Raw genomic sequence first — 15768 nt, 5'->3', positions numbered from 1 at the left:
CCGCGTGCCCCGGCTCCGGCCTGGCCGCCGGAATTCCGCCATACTGCCGCACGAACTTCCCCTCGGCCGCCCCGGTGATTTCTATATTTCTCGTATGCGACGACGGAATATGAACATCCTGCTGACGGGTACGGCATCCGATTCCCACACCTGGAATCTCGTCTACCTCCAGCTCTTCCTGGAGGAGCTCGGACACCGGGTCCACAACCTCGGCCCCTGCGTGCCGGACGAGCTGCTGGCCGGCGTCTGCGCGGAGCGCGAGCCGGACCTCGTCGTGGTCAGCAGCGTCAACGGGCACGGCTACCGGGACGGCCTCGGCGCCGTCCGGGCCCTGCGCGGCGCCGGACTGGGCGTGCCCTTCGTCATCGGCGGCAAACTCGGCGTCGCGGGCGGGGCCGACCCGGGCCGGCGGGCCCGGCTGCTCGACGCGGGTGCCGACGCCGTCTTCGACGACGGCGACACCCGGCGGCTGCGCGGCTACCTGGACTCCCTGGCCGACGCCGTGGCCGATGGTGCGGCCGCGGTAGGGGTGGGCGCCGGCTCCGGCGCCGGTGGGCAGGCCGTCGCATGACCGCCGCCACGCTCGCCGCACCGAACGTGGCCCCGCTCTTGCGCACCGTCCCCGATGCCGGCACCGCCTCGTTCGGCGCCTTCGTCGGCGCCTGCGCCGCCGCCGGGCAGCTCGTCGTACAGCCCCGGATGGGTTTCGGCGAGCCCCGCCGGATGCGGGACGGGCTGGAGCGGACCAAGGCCGCCGTCGCCACCACCGTCGGCACCCTCACCATCGACAGCTACACCCGGGTCGGCGCCCACGCCGCCGCCCGTGCCGCCCTGGCCGAGGGCACCGCGCTCAACGGCTACCCGATCGCCACCCACCGCACCGAGCAGACCCGCGCCCTCCTCGACGGGGTCCTGGACGCCGGCTTCCCCGTCCAGGTGCGGCACGGCTCCTCGCGTCCCGAAGCCATCGTCCGCGCGCTCGCCGCCGCCGGGCTCGACGCCACCGAGGGCGGCCCGGTCTCCTACTGCCTGCCCTACGGGCGGACCCCGCTCGCCGAGTCCGTGGACAACTGGGCCCGCTGCTGCGAACTGCTCGCGGCCCTGGCACCGCCCCCGCGGACACCGCACCTGGAGAGTTTCGGCGGCTGCATGCTGGGCCAGCTCTGCCCACCCGGGCTGCTGGTGGCGCTGAGCCTGCTGGAGGGCATGTTCTTCACCCAGCACGGCATCCGGTCCGTCTCCCTCAGCTACGCGCAGCAGACCGATCCCGGCCAGGACACCGAGGCGGTACGCGCCCTGGGCCGGCTGGCCGAGGAGTTCCTGCCGCCCGGCGTGGACCGGCACGTCGTCCTCTACACCTACATGGGGGTGTTCCCGCACACCGCCCGCGGAGCCACCCGGCTGCTGGAGGCTTCGGCGCGGCTGGCCGTCCGCGCCGGGGCGCAGCGCCTGATCGTGAAGACCGCCGCGGAGGCGCACCGGATCCCGACCGTGCAGGAGAACGTACGGGCGCTGGAGACGGCCGCGGCGACCGCCGCGCTGACCGAACGGCCGGCCCGCACCGGGGACCCGGCGGACAGCGAGGTCTACCGGGAGGCGCGCGCCTTCGTGGAAGCCGTGCTGGAGTTCGGCGCCGACCTCGGGCGCTCGCTGCGCACCGCCTTCGCGCGCGGCGTACTGGACGTCCCGTACTGCCTGCACCCGGACAACGCGGGCCGCTCGCGCAGCTTCGTCGACCCGGACGGGCGGCTGCGGTGGTCCGCGGTCGGTTCGATGCCGGTCGCACCCGACGGCCGGCCCGGCGGCCGCTCACCGATGACCTCGGACGGACTGCTCGCGGCCGTCCACGGGCTGGCCCGCCGCTACGACGAGGACGGGGCCGCCGCGTGACCGGCCCCTCCCGCCCTTCGACACCCAGACGCACACCGATATCGACAGGAGTCGACATGGAGCTTCAGACCCCTCCCCCGCTCGGTGAGCACCTGCGCTCGCCGCAGCTGCGCTCGGCGATGCTGGTGCAGCAGGAAGCCCTGTACGCGGCGCGCGCGTTCCTGCGCGGCCGGGGCTTCGTGGAACTGCTGCCGCCGCTGGTCGGCCCGGTCACGGACCCGGGCGGCCGGGGCGCCAAGGCCCTGGACGTCGACTACTACGGCGAGCCGTACAAGCTGATGACCAGCGCCATCCTCTACAAGCAGGCCTCACTGGGGGGCTTCCCGCGCCTGTTCTACGTCGCCCCGAACGTCCGCGTGGAGCCGCCGGAGACCGCGGCCACCGGCCGCCACCTGGTGGAGTTCCACCAGATCGACGTGGAGATGGCCGGCGCCACGCGCCACGACGTACAGGAGATCGCGGCGGGGCTGCTGACGCACGTGGTCGACCACGTGTGGCGGGCGGTGCCCGAGGTCCTGGCGGAACTGGGCCGTGACGAGCTGGACTTCGCCGAGCTCCGGCAGGGCAAGTTCGATTCCTGCAGCCACGAGGAGGCGGTGGCCCGCCTGCTCGGCCGGGGCCACCCGCAGAGCCCGGACGCGGAGATCGACTGGGCGGGCGAGAAGGTGCTCTCGCTGGAGGCGGACCGCCCGTTCTTCATCAACGACTACCCCAAGGGCTCGCGCGGCTTCTACGACCGCGAGGACCCCGAACGCCGCGGCGTGCTGCGCAACTTCGACCTGATCGCCCACGGCGGCTACGGGGAGCTGGTCAGCGGCAGCGAGCGGGAATCCGACTACGCGACGATCGTCACCCGGATGCGGGAGAGCGGCGAGAACCCGGCGAAGTACGCCTGGTACCTGGAGCTCGCCCGCGAGGGCATCGAGGCCAGCGCCGGCTTCGGCATGGGCCTCCAGCGGCTGGTCCGCTTCCTCACCGGACTCGACGCCCTGTGGCAGGTCAGCGCCTACCCGAAGCTCCCGGGGGTGATCGCGCCGTGAGCGGGGCACTGGGCGCGGCGGGCTTCCCCGAGCAGGCGGTACGGGCCCGGGCCCGGGCGGGCACGGCCGAGGTGTTCCCGGCCGCGGACTCCTACGGGGCGCAGCTCTACGGGGCCACGGCGGCGGGGGCCCACGACCCGCTGGACGAACTGCGGCTGGTGCCGCCGGTGTTCATGCCGCGGCGACTGGAGAAGCTGATCGAGCTGGGCCGCGAGCCCTCGTACGAGGACGTGGACCTGCGCACCACCGTCGGTGGTTTCGCGGCCGAACTCCCCCTCTACCTCTCCGCGTTCGGGTCCACCCGGGCGGGCAGCGGGGACCTCGGGGTGGCGGCGGCCCGGCAGGCCGCGCGGCTCGGCATCCCGATGGTGATCGGCGAGAACATGGTGCCGGTGCACGGCTACGCGCGCGGCGGCGACGGGGTGCGCTCGGCGCTGCTGGAGCGGATCGCGGCGTACGCGGACGGCCTCCCGGACGGGGTCGGGGGCGTGGTGGTGCAGCAGTCCACCGAGGACGCGGACTCGGAGGTGTGGAACCTCCTGTACAGCGACCCGGGGACGCGGGCGCTGCGGGACTCCGGCCGGCTCGGCTTCGAACTGAAGGTCGGCCAGGGCGCGAAGCCGGGTCTGGGCGGGATGACGGTGGTCGGCGCCGGGGAGGGCGAGCGGCTGGCCGGGCAGTTCACCGTGCGGAACCTGCTGGGTGACGACGGGCGGCTGCTGCGGTGCGCGACCCCGGGGACCTTCACGGAGGAGATCGTCCGCCAGCAGCTGCGGTTCATGCGGAACAACTTCCCGCTGGCCCGCACCTGGGTGAAGTTCCACCCCGGTCGGGACATCGCGCGGGCCGCGGCCACCGCCTGGGCGGCGGGCGCGGACGCGGTGACGGTGGACGGCGCCGAGGGCGGCACCGGCTGGGCCCCCCGGGTCTTCCTCGACCAGGTCGGCCTGCCGCTCGGGGAGTGCCTGCGGCGGATCGGCGCCCCGGCCGGGGACCTGCTCGCCACGGGCCGGATCTGGGAGGGCGGCCGGGCCGTGCGGGCGCTGGCGCTCGGGGCGACGGCCGTGGGCCTGGGCCGGGCGGCGCTGCTCGCGGTGGACGAGGATCCGCGGGAGGGCCTGGTACGGCTGGCGCGGGCGCTGGCCCTGGAGACCCGACTGCTGGTGAGCGCGGTCGGCAAGTACCGGGCCGCGGACCTGGGCCCGGAGGACCTCTGGTCGCCCGGAACCCCGGAACCCGAAGCACCGGCACCCGCAACACCGACGCCCGGGGCTTGGGCACCCGGAGCACGGACGCCCGGGACCCAGGCACACGCAACACCGACGCCCGGCGCAACGGCACTTGGTACCCCGGCGCCCGGGACCTGCGCACCCGGAGCACGGACGCCCGGGACCCCGGATTGCGAAGCGCCGATGCCCGTCGCCCGGGTACCCGGAGCACGGACGCCCGGGGCCCCGGCGCTCGCAACGCCGACGCCCGGCGCCACGGCACTTGGTACCCCGGCACTTGAAGCACGGACGCCGGGGGCCCCGGAACCCGAAGCGCCGACGCCCGCAATGCCGGCGCCCGGGACCCCGGCGTTCGAGACACCGACGCCCGGAACCCCGGTACTTGGGACCACGGCGCTCGATGCGCCGACGCCCGGGATCCCGACGTCCGCAACGCCGGCAACTACACTGTGGCTGCCGCCGGTTGGGGCGCCGGGTGGGGAAGCCGCCGCCGTCGGAGCCGCCGCTCCTCCAGTCGCCATCCCTACGGCCGCCGCGCCCGCGGCCCCGGCCGGGGGGCGGTCGTGACGGCGCGCCGGCCCGGAGACCGGGCACGGCTGCGGCCCTGCGCGCGGCCCCGCGGCGGCCGGCCGGGCGGCCGCGGACCCCGCCCCGTACGGGCCCGGTTCCGGCTCTCGGAGCTCCCCGGGGTCACGGTCGCCCCCGTTTCCGGCGCGACCGCGGCCGGCGCCGCCGCCTCGCGCGCGCTGGCCCGGGCGGGGCTCGGCCACCTCGGCGGCCACCTCGCCCTGCGCAGCCCCGGCGGGTCGCCCCGCGCCGCCGATCTGGCCCGGGCGGCGGAGCGCGCCGTCGCCGCCGCCCTGCGCCGCGCCCACTGACCCGGGCCCCCCGCCCACGTAGTCCCGTACCGCACACCCGCCCCTCACCGAGAACAGGTTCACCATGGAAACCCCCGTACAGACGCCCGCCGCGGCCCCCACGGTCCAGTGGGGCCGTGTGAGCTCCCTGGTCGGCGGCCAGGCCGCCGTGCAGCTCGGCAGCTTCGCCCTGCTCATCGCCATGAACTGGACCGCGGTCCAGCTCGGCGGCACCGGCGCGGTCACCCTGCTGACGCTGGCCGCCACCGTCCCCCGGGCCCTGATGCTGATCTTCGGCGGCGCGGTCGCCGACACCCTCGGCCCGCGCTTCGTCCTGCTGCGGACCACTTCCGCCCGCGTCGCGGTGCTCGGCGCCGGGGCGGTCGTCACCGCGACGACCCACCAGCTGTGGCCCCTGGTGGTGATCGCCCTCGTCGAGGGGATCCTGCTGGGCCTCGCCGGGCCCGCCTCCGGGGTACTGCTGCCGATGTTCGCCCGCGGTGAGCAGCTCGCCCGGGCCAACTCCCTCTACTCCATGGTGCTGCGGGTCGCGCCGATCCTCGGCGCCCCGGCCGGCGCGTTCCTGATCACCGTCGGGGAGCTGTGGCTGGCGATGCTCGTCGGAGCGGTCACCGGCGCCATCTGGCTCGGCTGCCTGCTGCACGTCACGCACGGCTTCGTGCGGCCCGCGCCCGAGCCCGGCGTCTCGCTGGTCAAGCGCTCCGGGGACGGGTTCCGGCTGCTGGCCCGCCACCCCCGGCTGCGCTGGATGTTCGTGGCCGCCCTGTGCCTGGACATGGCGTTCAGCTGGCCGGCCGAGGTGGCGCTGCCCCTGCTGGTCTCCGAGCGCGGGTGGGGCGTCAGCGCGGTCGGGGTGGTCCTGGCGGCGTTCAGCGTGGGCGCCCTCGGTTCCAGCGCGGTGGGCGCGGCCATGGCGCACCGGATCCCGATGTTCGTCCGGCTGGTGGTCACCGGTGCGGGACTGGCCGCCGGGATCCTGGTGATGGCCCTCATGCCGTCCGTGGTCTCGCTCACCGCGGTCGCCGCCGGGGTCGGCCTGCTGTCGGGCCTGAACGGGCCGGCCATCGTCACGCTGTACCAGCAGTCCGCCCCCGAGGAGCGGATGGGCGCCGCGATGTCGACGCTCTCCCTCGCCGGGATCGGCACCGCTCCGATCTCCATCGCCGTGTTCAGTTCGCTGTCCCTGGCCCTCGGCGTGCAGACCACCTGGCTGCTGTGCGGGGCCATCGCGTTCGTCTCGCCGCTCGCGGCCGTCCTGGCGCTGCGGCACCCCGCGAAGGCAGCGGAGCCCGCGCCGGTGCGGCTCCCCGTCCCCGCGGCCGTATGAGGAGGCTCCTGCCATGACACCGGGCACTGCTCAACTGCTCGTACCGACACCGCTGTCCGTCCCGGGACCGGGACCGGCCGGGGCCGTACTGGTGGCGGCGAGTCCGCAGCTGTGGCTCGTGGACACCACCGCCTACCGGGTGCACGCCGCCCGGCACGCGCCCGGCACCCTGGACGCCCAGGAGCTGGCCCGCGCGGCCGAGTTCGTCCGGGCGGCGGACCGCGACAGCTACGTCTGCGCCCACGTGGCGCTGCGCCGGCTGCTCGGCGCCTACCTCGGCATGCCGGCGCGCGAGGTGGTCGTGGAGCGGGCGCCCTGCACGCACTGCGACGAGCCGCACGGGCGGCCGGTGCTGCCGGGCGGGGCCCTGCACTTCTCCCTCTCGCACTGCACGGGGATCAGCCTGCTGGCCTTCGCCACCGCCCCGGTCGGGGTGGACGTGGAGGAGCTGGTCCTGCCGCAGTCGATCGCGGAGACGGCCGACGTCCTGCACCCGAGGGAGGCGGCGGAACTCGCCGCCCTCCCGGCGGGGGACCGCTCGCTGGCCTTCACCCGGGTGTGGACCCGCAAGGAGGCGTACCTCAAGGGGCTCGGGGTGGGCCTGTCGGAGAATCCGGCGGCGGACTACGTCGGTACCGGCCCCGTCCCGGCCCGCCTCCCGGGGTGGTCCCTGACCGACGCCCTGGTCCCGGAGGGCCACTGCGCGGCGGTGGCCCTGCGGGACCCGTGACCGGAACCGGCCCTGTCGGAGCGGGCGGTTACCCTGCACCGGTGATCGAGACGACTGACGACGACCGGGGCTTCCCGCCCGCCCTGGCCGAGGTGGCGAAGGCGGAGTTCGACTACGACGAGGGCAACGGGATCGACTTCGAGCCCTACGGCGCCTTCGACTCCGCCGAGGAGACCACCGCCTGGCTGCGGAGCTGGACGGGCAACCCCGCCGCGGACGGTGCCGCGTACCGGGTCTTCGGCCAGGACGGCTCGGGCGGGCACGCCGCCCTGTGGTGCGTCCGGGCCGGACGGCCCCTCATGGAGCAGCCCGTGGTGTTCCTGGGTTCGGAGGGGGCCTGCGGCGTCGTGGCCGGGAGCCTGTCCGACTTCCTCTGGATCCTGGCGGACGGTGTCGGGCCGCTGGAGGCGGTGGAGTACGAGGACTACTCGGGCCGTCCGGATCCGGCCATGGCCTCGCTCGCCGAGCGGTACGCGACCACGCCGCGCCGGCCGGCCGGCGCGATCGTGCTCGGCGCACGGGCCGAGTTCCCGACGTACCCGCAGGACATCGAGGCCCTCTGCCGCTGAGCACCGGCCGCCCCGGGGGGCGGGCGTGTCCGGCGGCCGGGTGAATCGTTTTCGCAGGCATGACGACGACGCGATCCACGCCCACCACCACGGCGCGGCACCGGGCTGCGGACGACGGCGTCCGCAGCCTGTTCGTGCCCCGCCAGCCGTCGCACGCCGCCGGGTCCGCCCCGCTGTTCGACGAACTCGCCCGGGAGTGGGCGGCGCGTGGCGCCACGGTGCCCAACCGGCCCGATCCGACCTGGCTGCGGCTGATCTCCTGGGAGCACTTCCAGCGCGAGACCGCGGCCACGGTCCGGGACCTGCACCTGCGCGGCGCCGAGCCGGCGCCCGACCCGCTGCCGGCGGACGGCCGCCCGCGCTGGCGCCGCGTGTGAGGCCGGCCCGCCGCACCGGCCGGGCCTGGGGAAGTCCTACTCCTCGGTGCTCACGGTGAGCTTCCCCCGTACGTGGCCGGCCGTGGCGGCGGCGTAGACCTCGCCCATGGCGGAGAACGGGTACGTGGTCGTCTCGGCGACCCGGAGCCGGCCCGAGGTGACCAGCCGGGCCAGTTCGGCCATGTCCCCTGCGGACGGGTCGTAGTTGAAGTTGACGGCACGCACCCCCCGGGCCGCCAGGGCGTCCGGGTCGGCGGCGAAGATCGTGCTGGCCAGTCGGCCGCCGTCGCGCACCAGCGGGCCGATCCGGCCGGCCACGTCGTCCCGGCCGTCCACCAGGTCGAGCGCGGCGTCGACGCCGCCGGGGTGGGCCGCGCGGACGGCGCGTACGACATCGACGGTGTGGTAGTCGACGGTCTCGGCGGCGCCGAGGTCGCGGAGGTAGGCGTGGTCCCCTGCGGCGGCGACCGCGACGACCCGGGCCCCGCGGGCCGCGGCCAGCTGCACCGCGAAGGAGCCGACGCCCCCGGCCGCCCCGACCACCAGCAGGGTCTCGCCCTCCCGGGGGTCCAGCCAACGGGTGAGGGCGAGCGCGGTCCCGCCGGCCATGGGGAGCGCCGCCGCCGAGAGGACGTCCAGGTCCGCCGGGCGCTCGGCCAGCGCGGCGGTCTCGGCGGAGGCGGTCATGTACCAGGCGTACGAGCCGTACGGGTGCCCGGCGACGGTCGCCGGACGGCGCATGCCGAAGACCTCCGCGCCGACCTCGAACGGGGCCCCGGCCCCGGCGGCGGTGACCTGGCCGGCCACGTCGAACCCGAGGACCAGCGGGAAGGTGAAGGTGACACCGGGGCGGGCGAGCTGACCCGAGGCGGTCTTCCAGTCGACGGGGTTGACCGAAGCGGCCCGCACCTTGATCAGCACCTCGCCCGGCCCCGGCTCCGGCACGGGCAGTTCCCGCAGGGCGGGCGGCTCACCGAAGGCTTCGACGGCGAATGCGTACATGACGGGTTCCTCCCGGGGTCGGGGCAGCACGGCGGACGGCCCGGCCGCCCGCCGCCCGGATCTATGCCACCCGGCGGGCGCCGGGCACCCGCCTGCCGCCGTCCGGCGGTCACCCGACCGGGCCCGGCTTCCAGGGCGCCCGGCCTCCGGGGCCGGGCGGACGAACCGGCGGACGAGCCGGGCGGACGGCCCCCGAGCAGGACCGGACCCGGCTCGCACACCACGCGGGGGGCGCCCCCGACAGCCGTCAGGCCAGGGCGGCGGCGTCGAGTTTGCCCGCCTTCGCCTCCTCGATCAGGGAGCCCAGCTGGTCGGCGCTCATCTCCACGCGCTGCCCGAAGTCGTCGGTGATGACGATGCGCCGCTCGGCGGGGGCGGCGTCGTCGACGAACAACTGCGGGCAGCCGCAGTCGCACTTGCCGCAGAACGTCGCCACGGGTTCCAGGGAACTGGTGTCGGTCACAGGTGCCCTTCCTCTCACATCCCGTCCGTGGAGCGGCCTCCGCCGCCGGACGTAGGGGACATGCCCCTGCCGCGGCGTCCGCAAGCCCCGGGCGCGGCCCGGCCTCGCCCCGGAAGGACCGGATACGTCCGTTACGCCTGGAGCCGACCCGCCGGAGGGTGTGGGGGCGACGGGCCGCGAGCGTGCAGAGTCCCCGCGGGTCGGGGCATGAGGGGCCGCCGGGGTGTCGGCTGAGGTGACGGACTCGGCGGGCCCGGCCGCCGTCGTCCCCGGACCCGAGGGCTGCGTACTGGCGGTCCTGCGGGTACCGCGCGGGCTGCTGGCCGCGCCGGACGCGGACCTGCGCGCGGCCTGCGGCCGGGTCGCGGATGCGGGCCGGGGCGTCGGCGCCCTGCTGGGCCCGCTCGTCCGGGCCGTCGGCGGGCAGCCCGGCACGTACCCGGAAGCGGTCGCGGGGCGCCTCGGCGGCCACCTTGCGGACCTGCTGGGGGCGCTGGTGGACGAGCTGTCGCAGGGCGTCTCCGGCGCCGGGGACCGGGAGTTCATGCGCGAGATCCGCTGGTCCGTCAACCCGCGCCTCGGCGATCCGGCGCTGTGCCCGCAGGCGATCGCGGCCGCCCATTTCATCTCGGCGCGCCCGCTGCACGAGCTGTTCGCGGACGAGGGCACCACCGTCGGACGGTGGATCCGCCGGCGCCGGCTCCAGGAGGCCCGGCGCCAGCTCCGCGGCGTGGCCGCCGGCGGCGGCCCGCCGAAGGTGGCCACGGTGGCAGCGCTGCGGCTTGGCCACCCGGCCCACTTCGGCCGGGCGTTCCGGGTGGCGCACGGCGTCCCGCCGGGCGACAGGCAGCGCATGCGCACGGAGCTCGCGCCGCTGCGGCCGCGGCCCGGGCCGGCCGGGCAGGCCCGCGGGCCCCGGTTCCGGGCCGGTAGGGCCGCGGGCGGGCCGGTCCCGCCGGTTTCCTCAGTCGCCCACGTGGATGCCCGGGCGCCGCTCGGGGCACGGCTCGTGCTTGCGGATGATCTCGCGGGTGACGGGCGCGGTGTCGCCCCGGCCGAGCAGGAAGTAGCGGAACATGTGCCGCAGCGGGCTGCCTTCCGCCCAGGCGAAGTAGCAGTGCGGCCTGACTCCCGTCGTGTCGCGCAGGGCGAGCAGGACCGCGGCGATGGCGTTCGGCGCGGCCGGTGCCTCGGCGCGCAGGATCCGGTACCCGTCGACCTCCACGCCGCGAACGGTGAGGGTTTCGCTGAAGTCGGAGGGGTCGACGACGTCGATCTCCAGGAACAGCACGTCGGCCGGGCCGGGGACCGGGTTGCTGCCGCGCTGTTCGCGCTCCTTGCCGGCGTACTCGGCCCGGTCCCCCGTCTCGCGGCGGTTGGCGATGATGTTGATGGCGTTGTCGTAGGAGAGGGTGTCGGTGACGAACCCGCGCGCCACGTCGTCGAAGACGATCCGGTCGGCACGCAGTTCGGTGGTGCGCGAGACGCGGGAGATCAGGGACACCAGGATGATGCCGGCGATGAACATCCCCGAGATGGTGATGCCGTCGGGCTTGTCGACGATGTTGGCGACGAGCGCGTAGAGCAGGACCGCGGTCAGGGCCGCGAAACCCGCGGTGGCGGCCCGCCGGCGGCGGCGCAGGGCCGAGACGGTGACGGCGAAGGCGCCGGAGACCATCATGGCGAGGATGCCGGTGGCGTAGGCGCCGGCCTGGGCGTTGACGTCGGCGTCGAAGGCGATGGTGATGCCGACGCACAGGACGGTGTAGACCAGCACCACGGGTCGCACCGCGCGTCCCCACTCGGGAGCCATCCCGTAATCGGGCAGGTAGCGGGGCACGATGTTGATCAGGCCCGCCATGGCCGACGCGCCCGCGAACCAGAGGATCAGGATGGTGCTGATGTCGTAGGCGGTGCCGAAGGCCTCCCCGACGTGTTCGTGGGCGAGCCAGGCCAGCGCGCGCCCGTTCGCCGCGCCGCCGGGTTCGAACTCCTTGTGCGGGACGAGGACCGTGGTGACGAAACTCGCCGCCAGCAGGTAGACGCTCATCACGAGCGCTGCGGTGGTCAGGAGCTTGCGGGTGTTGCGGATCCGGGACCGCAGCCGCTCCTCGGGATCGGCGCCCTCGGCGGCCACGAGCGGCATCATGCTGACCCCGGTCTCGAACCCCGACAGGCCGAGCACGAGCAGGGGGAACGCCAGCAGCGCCGGTCCCACCAGGTCGCCGAGACCGCCGCCGCCCGCGGCGAGGGCGTCCGTCCACGCCGACCAGGCGCCCGGGGTGGTGAACACGTCGGCCACCCCGACGCCGATGGTCACGGCGTTGAGGAGCAGGAAGACGGCGACCAACGGGATGGCCACGCTGACCGCTTCGCTGAAGCCGAGCAGGAACACGCCGCCGAGCAGCAGCAGCATCGCCACCGTGATCGCCACTTCGTGGCCGTGCAGGGCTTGGGGGAAGAACGGGTTCTCCACGACGTGCACGGAAGCGTCCGCCGCCGACAGGGTGATCGTGATGACCCACGAGGTGGCGACGAAACCCAGCAGGACGAGCACGAACAGCTTGCCCCGCCAGAAGGGCAGCAGGTCCTCCAGCATCGCCACCGAGCCGGCGCCGTGCGGGCTCTCCTGCGTCACCCTGCGGTACATCGGCAGCATGCCGAGCAGGGTGAGCGCGACGAGCACCAGCGTGGCCAGCGGCGAGACCGCACCGGCCGCGAGCGCGGCGATCGCCGGTACGTAGGCCAGGCTGGAGAAGTAGTCGACGCCGGTCAGGCACATCACCTTCCACCAGGCGTGCGGCTCGCCGTGCCCCTCACCGGCCGCCGGCCCCACCGGCTGCACCCGGTGCCGCAGCAGCCACTGCGCCAGGCTTCCGCTCGGCTGTGGCCGCAGGGCGGGACTGTCCACCACTTCCGGTACGGCCAGTTCGTTCGTTTCCTTCATGTCCCCCATCAACCCTTCCGGCACGGAGCACGGGGCGCGCCCGCCGTCGCGGCCACGCCTGCGTGACGATCACCGAGTATGGGGCCTGCCGTCCGCGACGCACCGGGCGGGGGCGCCCCGGTGCGGCGGGAGCGGCGGTCGGACCGCCCGAACCCACGGCGGCCGTAGGTGATGACGCGGTAGCCCGCGTCGGGCAGCGCGGCGCTCTGCCGCTCCCAGGACTGCCCGTCGTGCGGGAGTCCGTGGATGAGGACGACGGGCTGTCCGGCGCCGTGGTCCTCGTAGTAGCGGTCGGTGGTGGTGGAGTTCTCCCGGCCCGCGGTGATGTACGGCATACGCGGCTTCCTCGTGCTCGGACCGGTGGGTACGGGCGCCCACGCCGGGCCGGCCGGGGGGCCGGCTGTCGTCCCCGAGCTGCTCGCCCGCGGCCTGGACGTCGTAGCCCCCCGCCGTGCCCAACCGCGGTCTCCCCGGCGACTCCGCGTACGTCGCCTCGGTCGTCCGCCGGATCCCGGGCCCGGTCGTCCTGGTGGGGCACTCCTACGGGGGCGCCGTCATCACCGTCGCCGGGACCGAGGACAACGTCGTGGGGCTGGTCCACCTGGCCGGTTACGCCCTGGAGGAGGGCGAGGGCCTGGGCGTCCTGCAGGGCCGCTTCCCGGACTCCGACCTCGCGAAAGCGCTGGTGTACGCGCCGTTCCCGACCGTGGACCCGTCCGCTCCGGGTACGGACGTGCCGGTCCGGGCCGACGCGTTCCCCGCGCTCTTCGCCGCCGACGTCGACCCGGGCCTCGCCGCCGTCCTCGCCGTGTCCCAGTGCCCGCTGGCGGCGCAGGAGTTCGGGGAGGCCGCCCCGGCCGCGGCGTGGCGCACCAGGCCCGCGTGGGGGCTGGTCCGTTCGGCGGACCGCACCATCAACCCCGACGTGCAGCGCTTCGGCTACGAACGGGCCGGCATGACCACCGTCGAGGCCGACTCCTCGCACCTCGTGATGCTCGCCCACCCGCACCGCGTCGCCGACCTCATCCACGAGGCGGTCGACGCCACCACCCGCTGAAGCGACCCCGCGCCCCGGCCGGAACTTCCGGCCGGGGCGCGGGGTCGCGGACGGTTGACCTGTCTCGCGAAGTCTGCCTATGAACCACCATGTCTTCGCGCACAGAGCAGCAGAGCACCGGTGATCCGGTGGATCCGAACCCGACGCCCCTCAGGAAACCGAGGGGCTTCTTCTTTTTCTTCCTGTCCAGGACGGTCTCCGGACTGGGCTCGGCCGTCAGCACGGTGGTGCTGCCGGTCCTGACCTACCAGCAGACGCGATCGCCGCTCGCGGTGTCCCTGGTCGCCGCGGCGGGAACCCTGCCGTACCTGCTGTTCGGGCTGGTGGCCGGGGTGGTGGCGGACCGGGTCGACCGCCGCCGCCTGATGGTGTCCGCCGACGCCCTGAACGCCGTCTGCCTGGCCACCGTCCCGGTGGCCGCCGCCTTCGGGGCGCTGACGGGCGTTCAGCTGGTCCTGGTGGCGCTGCTGTCGTCCGCTCTCGCCCTCTTCTTCGACGCCGGGGTGTACGGGTTCGTACCGGAGGCGGTGGGCAGGGAGAACCTCGCCCGGGCCAACGGCCTGCTCCACGGCGCGGATTCCGTGGTCCGGATCACCGGTACCGCGGTCGCCGGCGGCCTGATGGCCGTGCTCGGCCCGGCGGATTCCGTGGTGGTCGACGCGGTGTCCTTCATCGTCTCCGCCCTGCTCGTCCGGGCCGTCGCCCGCACGCCGTCCGGCGGCGTCCCGGGGGCGCGGCGCCCCGGATTCAAGGAGTCCGTCGGCGAGGGGCTGCGGTTCCTCCGGGGGCATCCGGTGCTGCGCACGATGACCGTGGTCGGCGCGCTCCAGTCCTTCGCCGGCGGTGCGATCGTCGGCCAGCTGGTCCTCTACGCCGACCGCGGGCTGGACGTCCACGGCACGGACCCCCGGGTCGGGTTCCTCTACGCGGCGTGGAGCGCCGGCGGCATCGGCGGCTCGCTGCTGCTGCCGAGGATCCGGCGCCGGCTCGACGCGTCCGGGATCCTCCTCGTGGCGCTGCCGGCGGGTGCGCTGCTGGGTCTGGCCGTGGTGCTCGTCCGTGACTGGCGGGTGGCCGTGGTGGCGCTCGCCGCGTGGGGGTCGGCGTATCTCGTGGTCCTCGTCAACACGATGACGTACGCGCAGGAGGTCACCCCGGCGGAGCTCCAGGGCCGGGTGAACACCACCCGGCGGATGCTCTCGTCGGGGCTCGGGGTTCCGCTCGGGGCGCTGGTGGCCGGGCTGGTGACCGTGCGCTTCGGCATCCGCGCCGGAATGTCGACGGCGGTCGTTTCGGTCACCCTGGCGGCGGCACTGGCCTGGTCGGTGCACCTGCGCCGGGGCGGTGGCCCCAGGCCGTGATCATGCCGGGGGACAGGGCGGCGCAGTCGGGTGAGTCGAGGTAGCGGATCGCCGCGTCGATGTCCGCGTCGTCCACCAGCCCGGTCGCGGCCATGGCCGCCCGCGCGCGGTCCCACGTGTCCGCCCAGAACCGGCTGATGGGTGAGCCGGGGACGAGCGGCGGGACGTGGACCTCCGCTGCCACGGCCGCCAGGCCGAGGTCGTGCAGCAGCTGCGGGTAGCGCGGGGTCCAGGAGACGTCGGTGCCGATGGTGTCGTGCAGGCCCTGCCACATGGCCTGCACGGCCATGGTGTACGGGCCGGGGGGCGCGGTGTCGGAGGCCGGATCGATGGCGTCGCTGAGCACCAGCACTCCGCCGGGCAGGAGCAACTCGGCCAGGCGCGCCATGAGTTGGCGCCGGGTGGCCAGGTGCATCAGGACGAAGCGCGCGTGCACCAGGTGGAACCGCCCGGGATCGAAGCCGGGGGCGGTGAGGTCCGCCTCCAGGACGTCGAGACCGGGTTGCGGGTGGGCGGCGAGGAAGCGGGTGTCGCGGTCCACGGCCAGCACCCGCATGACGCGGAGCTCGCCCAGCAGCCGCCGGGCCACGCTGCCGGTGCCCGCCCCGACGTCGAGGCAGCTCCAGCCGGGGCCGGCGCCCAGCTCCCGCAGCCGGGCGATGGTGAGGTCGTCGTACGCCAGAGCGCCCAGGTCGATGCGCTCGCCCTCACCGGCCCGGCCGGGCGGGAACACCGCCCTGCCGTACTCGCCGGGGCCGTCCGTGGGCTGCATGCGGCCACCGCCTCCCGTACCCGGCGGGCGGGGATGCCCGCAGAAGCGCCGCTTCCTCCCAGTATCGGCCACCCGGGTCGGGACCGCGGCAGGAGCGGGCCGCCGCGGCCTGACCCCGGTCGCCCC

13 protein-coding genes and 4 pseudogenes are annotated in these 15768 nt (G+C 75.2%); 12 read left to right on the top strand and 5 right to left on the bottom strand.

Annotated elements, in window-relative coordinates:
- Positions 1 to 94 precede the first annotated feature (94 nt).
- From ACZ4M3_RS02875 to ACZ4M3_RS02835, 9 genes and pseudogenes are all read left to right on the top strand, one after another.
- Positions 95 to 571 carry a cobalamin B12-binding domain-containing protein gene (locus tag ACZ4M3_RS02875; protein ID WP_467729536.1) on the top strand — a complete coding sequence of 159 codons (477 nt, stop codon included), beginning with the start codon at positions 95 to 97 and terminating at the stop codon, positions 569 to 571.
- On the top strand, positions 568 to 1890 hold the full coding sequence (locus tag ACZ4M3_RS02870) for a methylaspartate mutase (RefSeq protein ID WP_467729534.1): 1323 nt from the start codon (positions 568 to 570) through the stop codon (positions 1888 to 1890). Before ACZ4M3_RS02875 ends, ACZ4M3_RS02870 begins: the two co-directional genes overlap by 4 nt.
- A 56-nt stretch (positions 1891 to 1946) precedes the next feature.
- A complete protein-coding gene (locus tag ACZ4M3_RS02865; RefSeq protein WP_467729533.1) occupies positions 1947 to 2930 on the top strand; it encodes an asparagine synthetase A in 984 nt (327 codons plus the stop codon).
- Positions 2927 to 4186, top strand: a pseudogene (locus ACZ4M3_RS02860) (glutamate synthase-related protein); the annotation flags it as partial. The gene ACZ4M3_RS02865 and the pseudogene ACZ4M3_RS02860, both read left to right, overlap by 4 nt.
- A 536-nt stretch (positions 4187 to 4722) precedes the next feature.
- Positions 4723 to 5037: a hypothetical protein gene (locus tag ACZ4M3_RS02855; protein WP_467729531.1), complete on the top strand. Its 315-nt coding sequence runs from the start codon at positions 4723 to 4725 to the stop codon at positions 5035 to 5037.
- Between the two features lie 64 nt (positions 5038 to 5101).
- Positions 5102 to 6364 (top strand): MFS transporter, encoded by a 1263-nt coding sequence (locus ACZ4M3_RS02850; protein ID WP_467729529.1) that lies wholly within the window; start codon positions 5102 to 5104, stop codon positions 6362 to 6364.
- Positions 6365 to 6377: 13 nt separating this feature from the next.
- Positions 6378 to 7094: a 4'-phosphopantetheinyl transferase family protein gene (locus tag ACZ4M3_RS02845; protein ID WP_467729527.1), complete on the top strand. Its 717-nt coding sequence runs from the start codon at positions 6378 to 6380 to the stop codon at positions 7092 to 7094.
- A gap of 41 nt (positions 7095 to 7135) precedes the next feature.
- Positions 7136 to 7663 (top strand): SMI1/KNR4 family protein, encoded by a 528-nt coding sequence (locus ACZ4M3_RS02840; protein WP_467729525.1) that lies wholly within the window; start codon positions 7136 to 7138, stop codon positions 7661 to 7663.
- A 59-nt stretch (positions 7664 to 7722) separates the two neighbouring features.
- A complete protein-coding gene (locus ACZ4M3_RS02835) occupies positions 7723 to 8040 on the top strand; it encodes a hypothetical protein (RefSeq protein ID WP_467729523.1) in 318 nt (105 codons plus the stop codon).
- A gap of 36 nt (positions 8041 to 8076) precedes the next feature.
- On the opposite strand, the gene ACZ4M3_RS02830 is transcribed toward ACZ4M3_RS02835, so the two are convergent.
- Both ACZ4M3_RS02830 and ACZ4M3_RS02825 read right to left on the bottom strand, forming a co-directional pair.
- A complete protein-coding gene (locus tag ACZ4M3_RS02830; protein WP_467729522.1) occupies positions 8077 to 9042 on the bottom strand; it encodes an NADP-dependent oxidoreductase in 966 nt (321 codons plus the stop codon).
- A gap of 247 nt (positions 9043 to 9289) precedes the next feature.
- Positions 9290 to 9505 carry a hypothetical protein gene (locus tag ACZ4M3_RS02825; protein WP_467729520.1) on the bottom strand — a complete coding sequence of 72 codons (216 nt, stop codon included), beginning with the start codon at positions 9503 to 9505 and terminating at the stop codon, positions 9290 to 9292.
- A gap of 544 nt (positions 9506 to 10049) precedes the next feature.
- Between ACZ4M3_RS02825 and ACZ4M3_RS02820 the strand changes: the two are divergent.
- A pseudogene (locus tag ACZ4M3_RS02820) lies at positions 10050 to 10337 on the top strand (helix-turn-helix domain-containing protein); the annotation flags it as partial.
- 132 nt (positions 10338 to 10469) lie between these two features.
- Here the strand turns inward: ACZ4M3_RS02820 and ACZ4M3_RS02815 are convergent.
- Both ACZ4M3_RS02815 and ACZ4M3_RS02810 read right to left on the bottom strand, forming a co-directional pair.
- Positions 10470 to 12452: an APC family permease gene (locus tag ACZ4M3_RS02815; RefSeq protein WP_467729518.1), complete on the bottom strand. Its 1983-nt coding sequence runs from the start codon at positions 12450 to 12452 to the stop codon at positions 10470 to 10472.
- 134 nt (positions 12453 to 12586) lie between these two features.
- A pseudogene (locus ACZ4M3_RS02810) lies at positions 12587 to 12787 on the bottom strand (alpha/beta fold hydrolase); the annotation flags it as partial.
- On the opposite strand from ACZ4M3_RS02810, the pseudogene ACZ4M3_RS02805 reads away from it, so the two are divergent.
- Both ACZ4M3_RS02805 and ACZ4M3_RS02800 read left to right on the top strand, forming a co-directional pair.
- Positions 12777 to 13509: pseudogene (locus tag ACZ4M3_RS02805) on the top strand (alpha/beta hydrolase). The pseudogenes ACZ4M3_RS02810 and ACZ4M3_RS02805 overlap by 11 nt on opposite strands.
- A gap of 89 nt (positions 13510 to 13598) precedes the next feature.
- Entirely contained in the window at positions 13599 to 14870 is a 1272-nt protein-coding gene (locus ACZ4M3_RS02800) for an MFS transporter (RefSeq protein WP_467729516.1), read from the top strand.
- On the opposite strand, the gene ACZ4M3_RS02795 is transcribed toward ACZ4M3_RS02800, so the two are convergent.
- A complete protein-coding gene (locus ACZ4M3_RS02795) occupies positions 14806 to 15642 on the bottom strand; it encodes a class I SAM-dependent methyltransferase (RefSeq protein WP_467729514.1) in 837 nt (278 codons plus the stop codon). The two genes, ACZ4M3_RS02800 and ACZ4M3_RS02795, sit on opposite strands and share 65 nt — an antisense overlap.
- Between the last annotated feature and the right edge of the window lie 126 nt (positions 15643 to 15768).

Source organism: Streptomyces sp. NPDC026522 (genome assembly GCF_055567555.1).
Note: the sequence above shows the minus strand (reverse complement) of the source record. Positions and strands in the feature narration are given on the sequence as shown.

What these genes read in the sequence shown, in the direction of transcription:
- ACZ4M3_RS02875 (WP_467729536.1), top strand. Translation starts at nt 95, where the DNA reads ATGCGACGACGGAATATGAACATCCTGCTGACGGGTACGGCATCCGAT.
- ACZ4M3_RS02870 (WP_467729534.1), top strand. Translation starts at nt 568, where the DNA reads ATGACCGCCGCCACGCTCGCCGCACCGAACGTGGCCCCGCTCTTGCGC.
- ACZ4M3_RS02865 (WP_467729533.1), top strand. Translation starts at nt 1,947, where the DNA reads ATGGAGCTTCAGACCCCTCCCCCGCTCGGTGAGCACCTGCGCTCGCCG.
- ACZ4M3_RS02850 (WP_467729529.1), top strand. Translation starts at nt 5,102, where the DNA reads ATGGAAACCCCCGTACAGACGCCCGCCGCGGCCCCCACGGTCCAGTGG.
- ACZ4M3_RS02845 (WP_467729527.1), top strand. Translation starts at nt 6,378, where the DNA reads ATGACACCGGGCACTGCTCAACTGCTCGTACCGACACCGCTGTCCGTC.
- ACZ4M3_RS02835 (WP_467729523.1), top strand. Translation starts at nt 7,723, where the DNA reads ATGACGACGACGCGATCCACGCCCACCACCACGGCGCGGCACCGGGCT.
- ACZ4M3_RS02830 (WP_467729522.1), bottom strand. Translation starts at nt 9,042, where the DNA reads ATGTACGCATTCGCCGTCGAAGCCTTCGGTGAGCCGCCCGCCCTGCGG.
- ACZ4M3_RS02815 (WP_467729518.1), bottom strand. Translation starts at nt 12,452, where the DNA reads ATGAAGGAAACGAACGAACTGGCCGTACCGGAAGTGGTGGACAGTCCC.
- ACZ4M3_RS02800 (WP_467729516.1), top strand. Translation starts at nt 13,599, where the DNA reads ATGTCTTCGCGCACAGAGCAGCAGAGCACCGGTGATCCGGTGGATCCG.
- ACZ4M3_RS02795 (WP_467729514.1), bottom strand. Translation starts at nt 15,642, where the DNA reads ATGCAGCCCACGGACGGCCCCGGCGAGTACGGCAGGGCGGTGTTCCCG.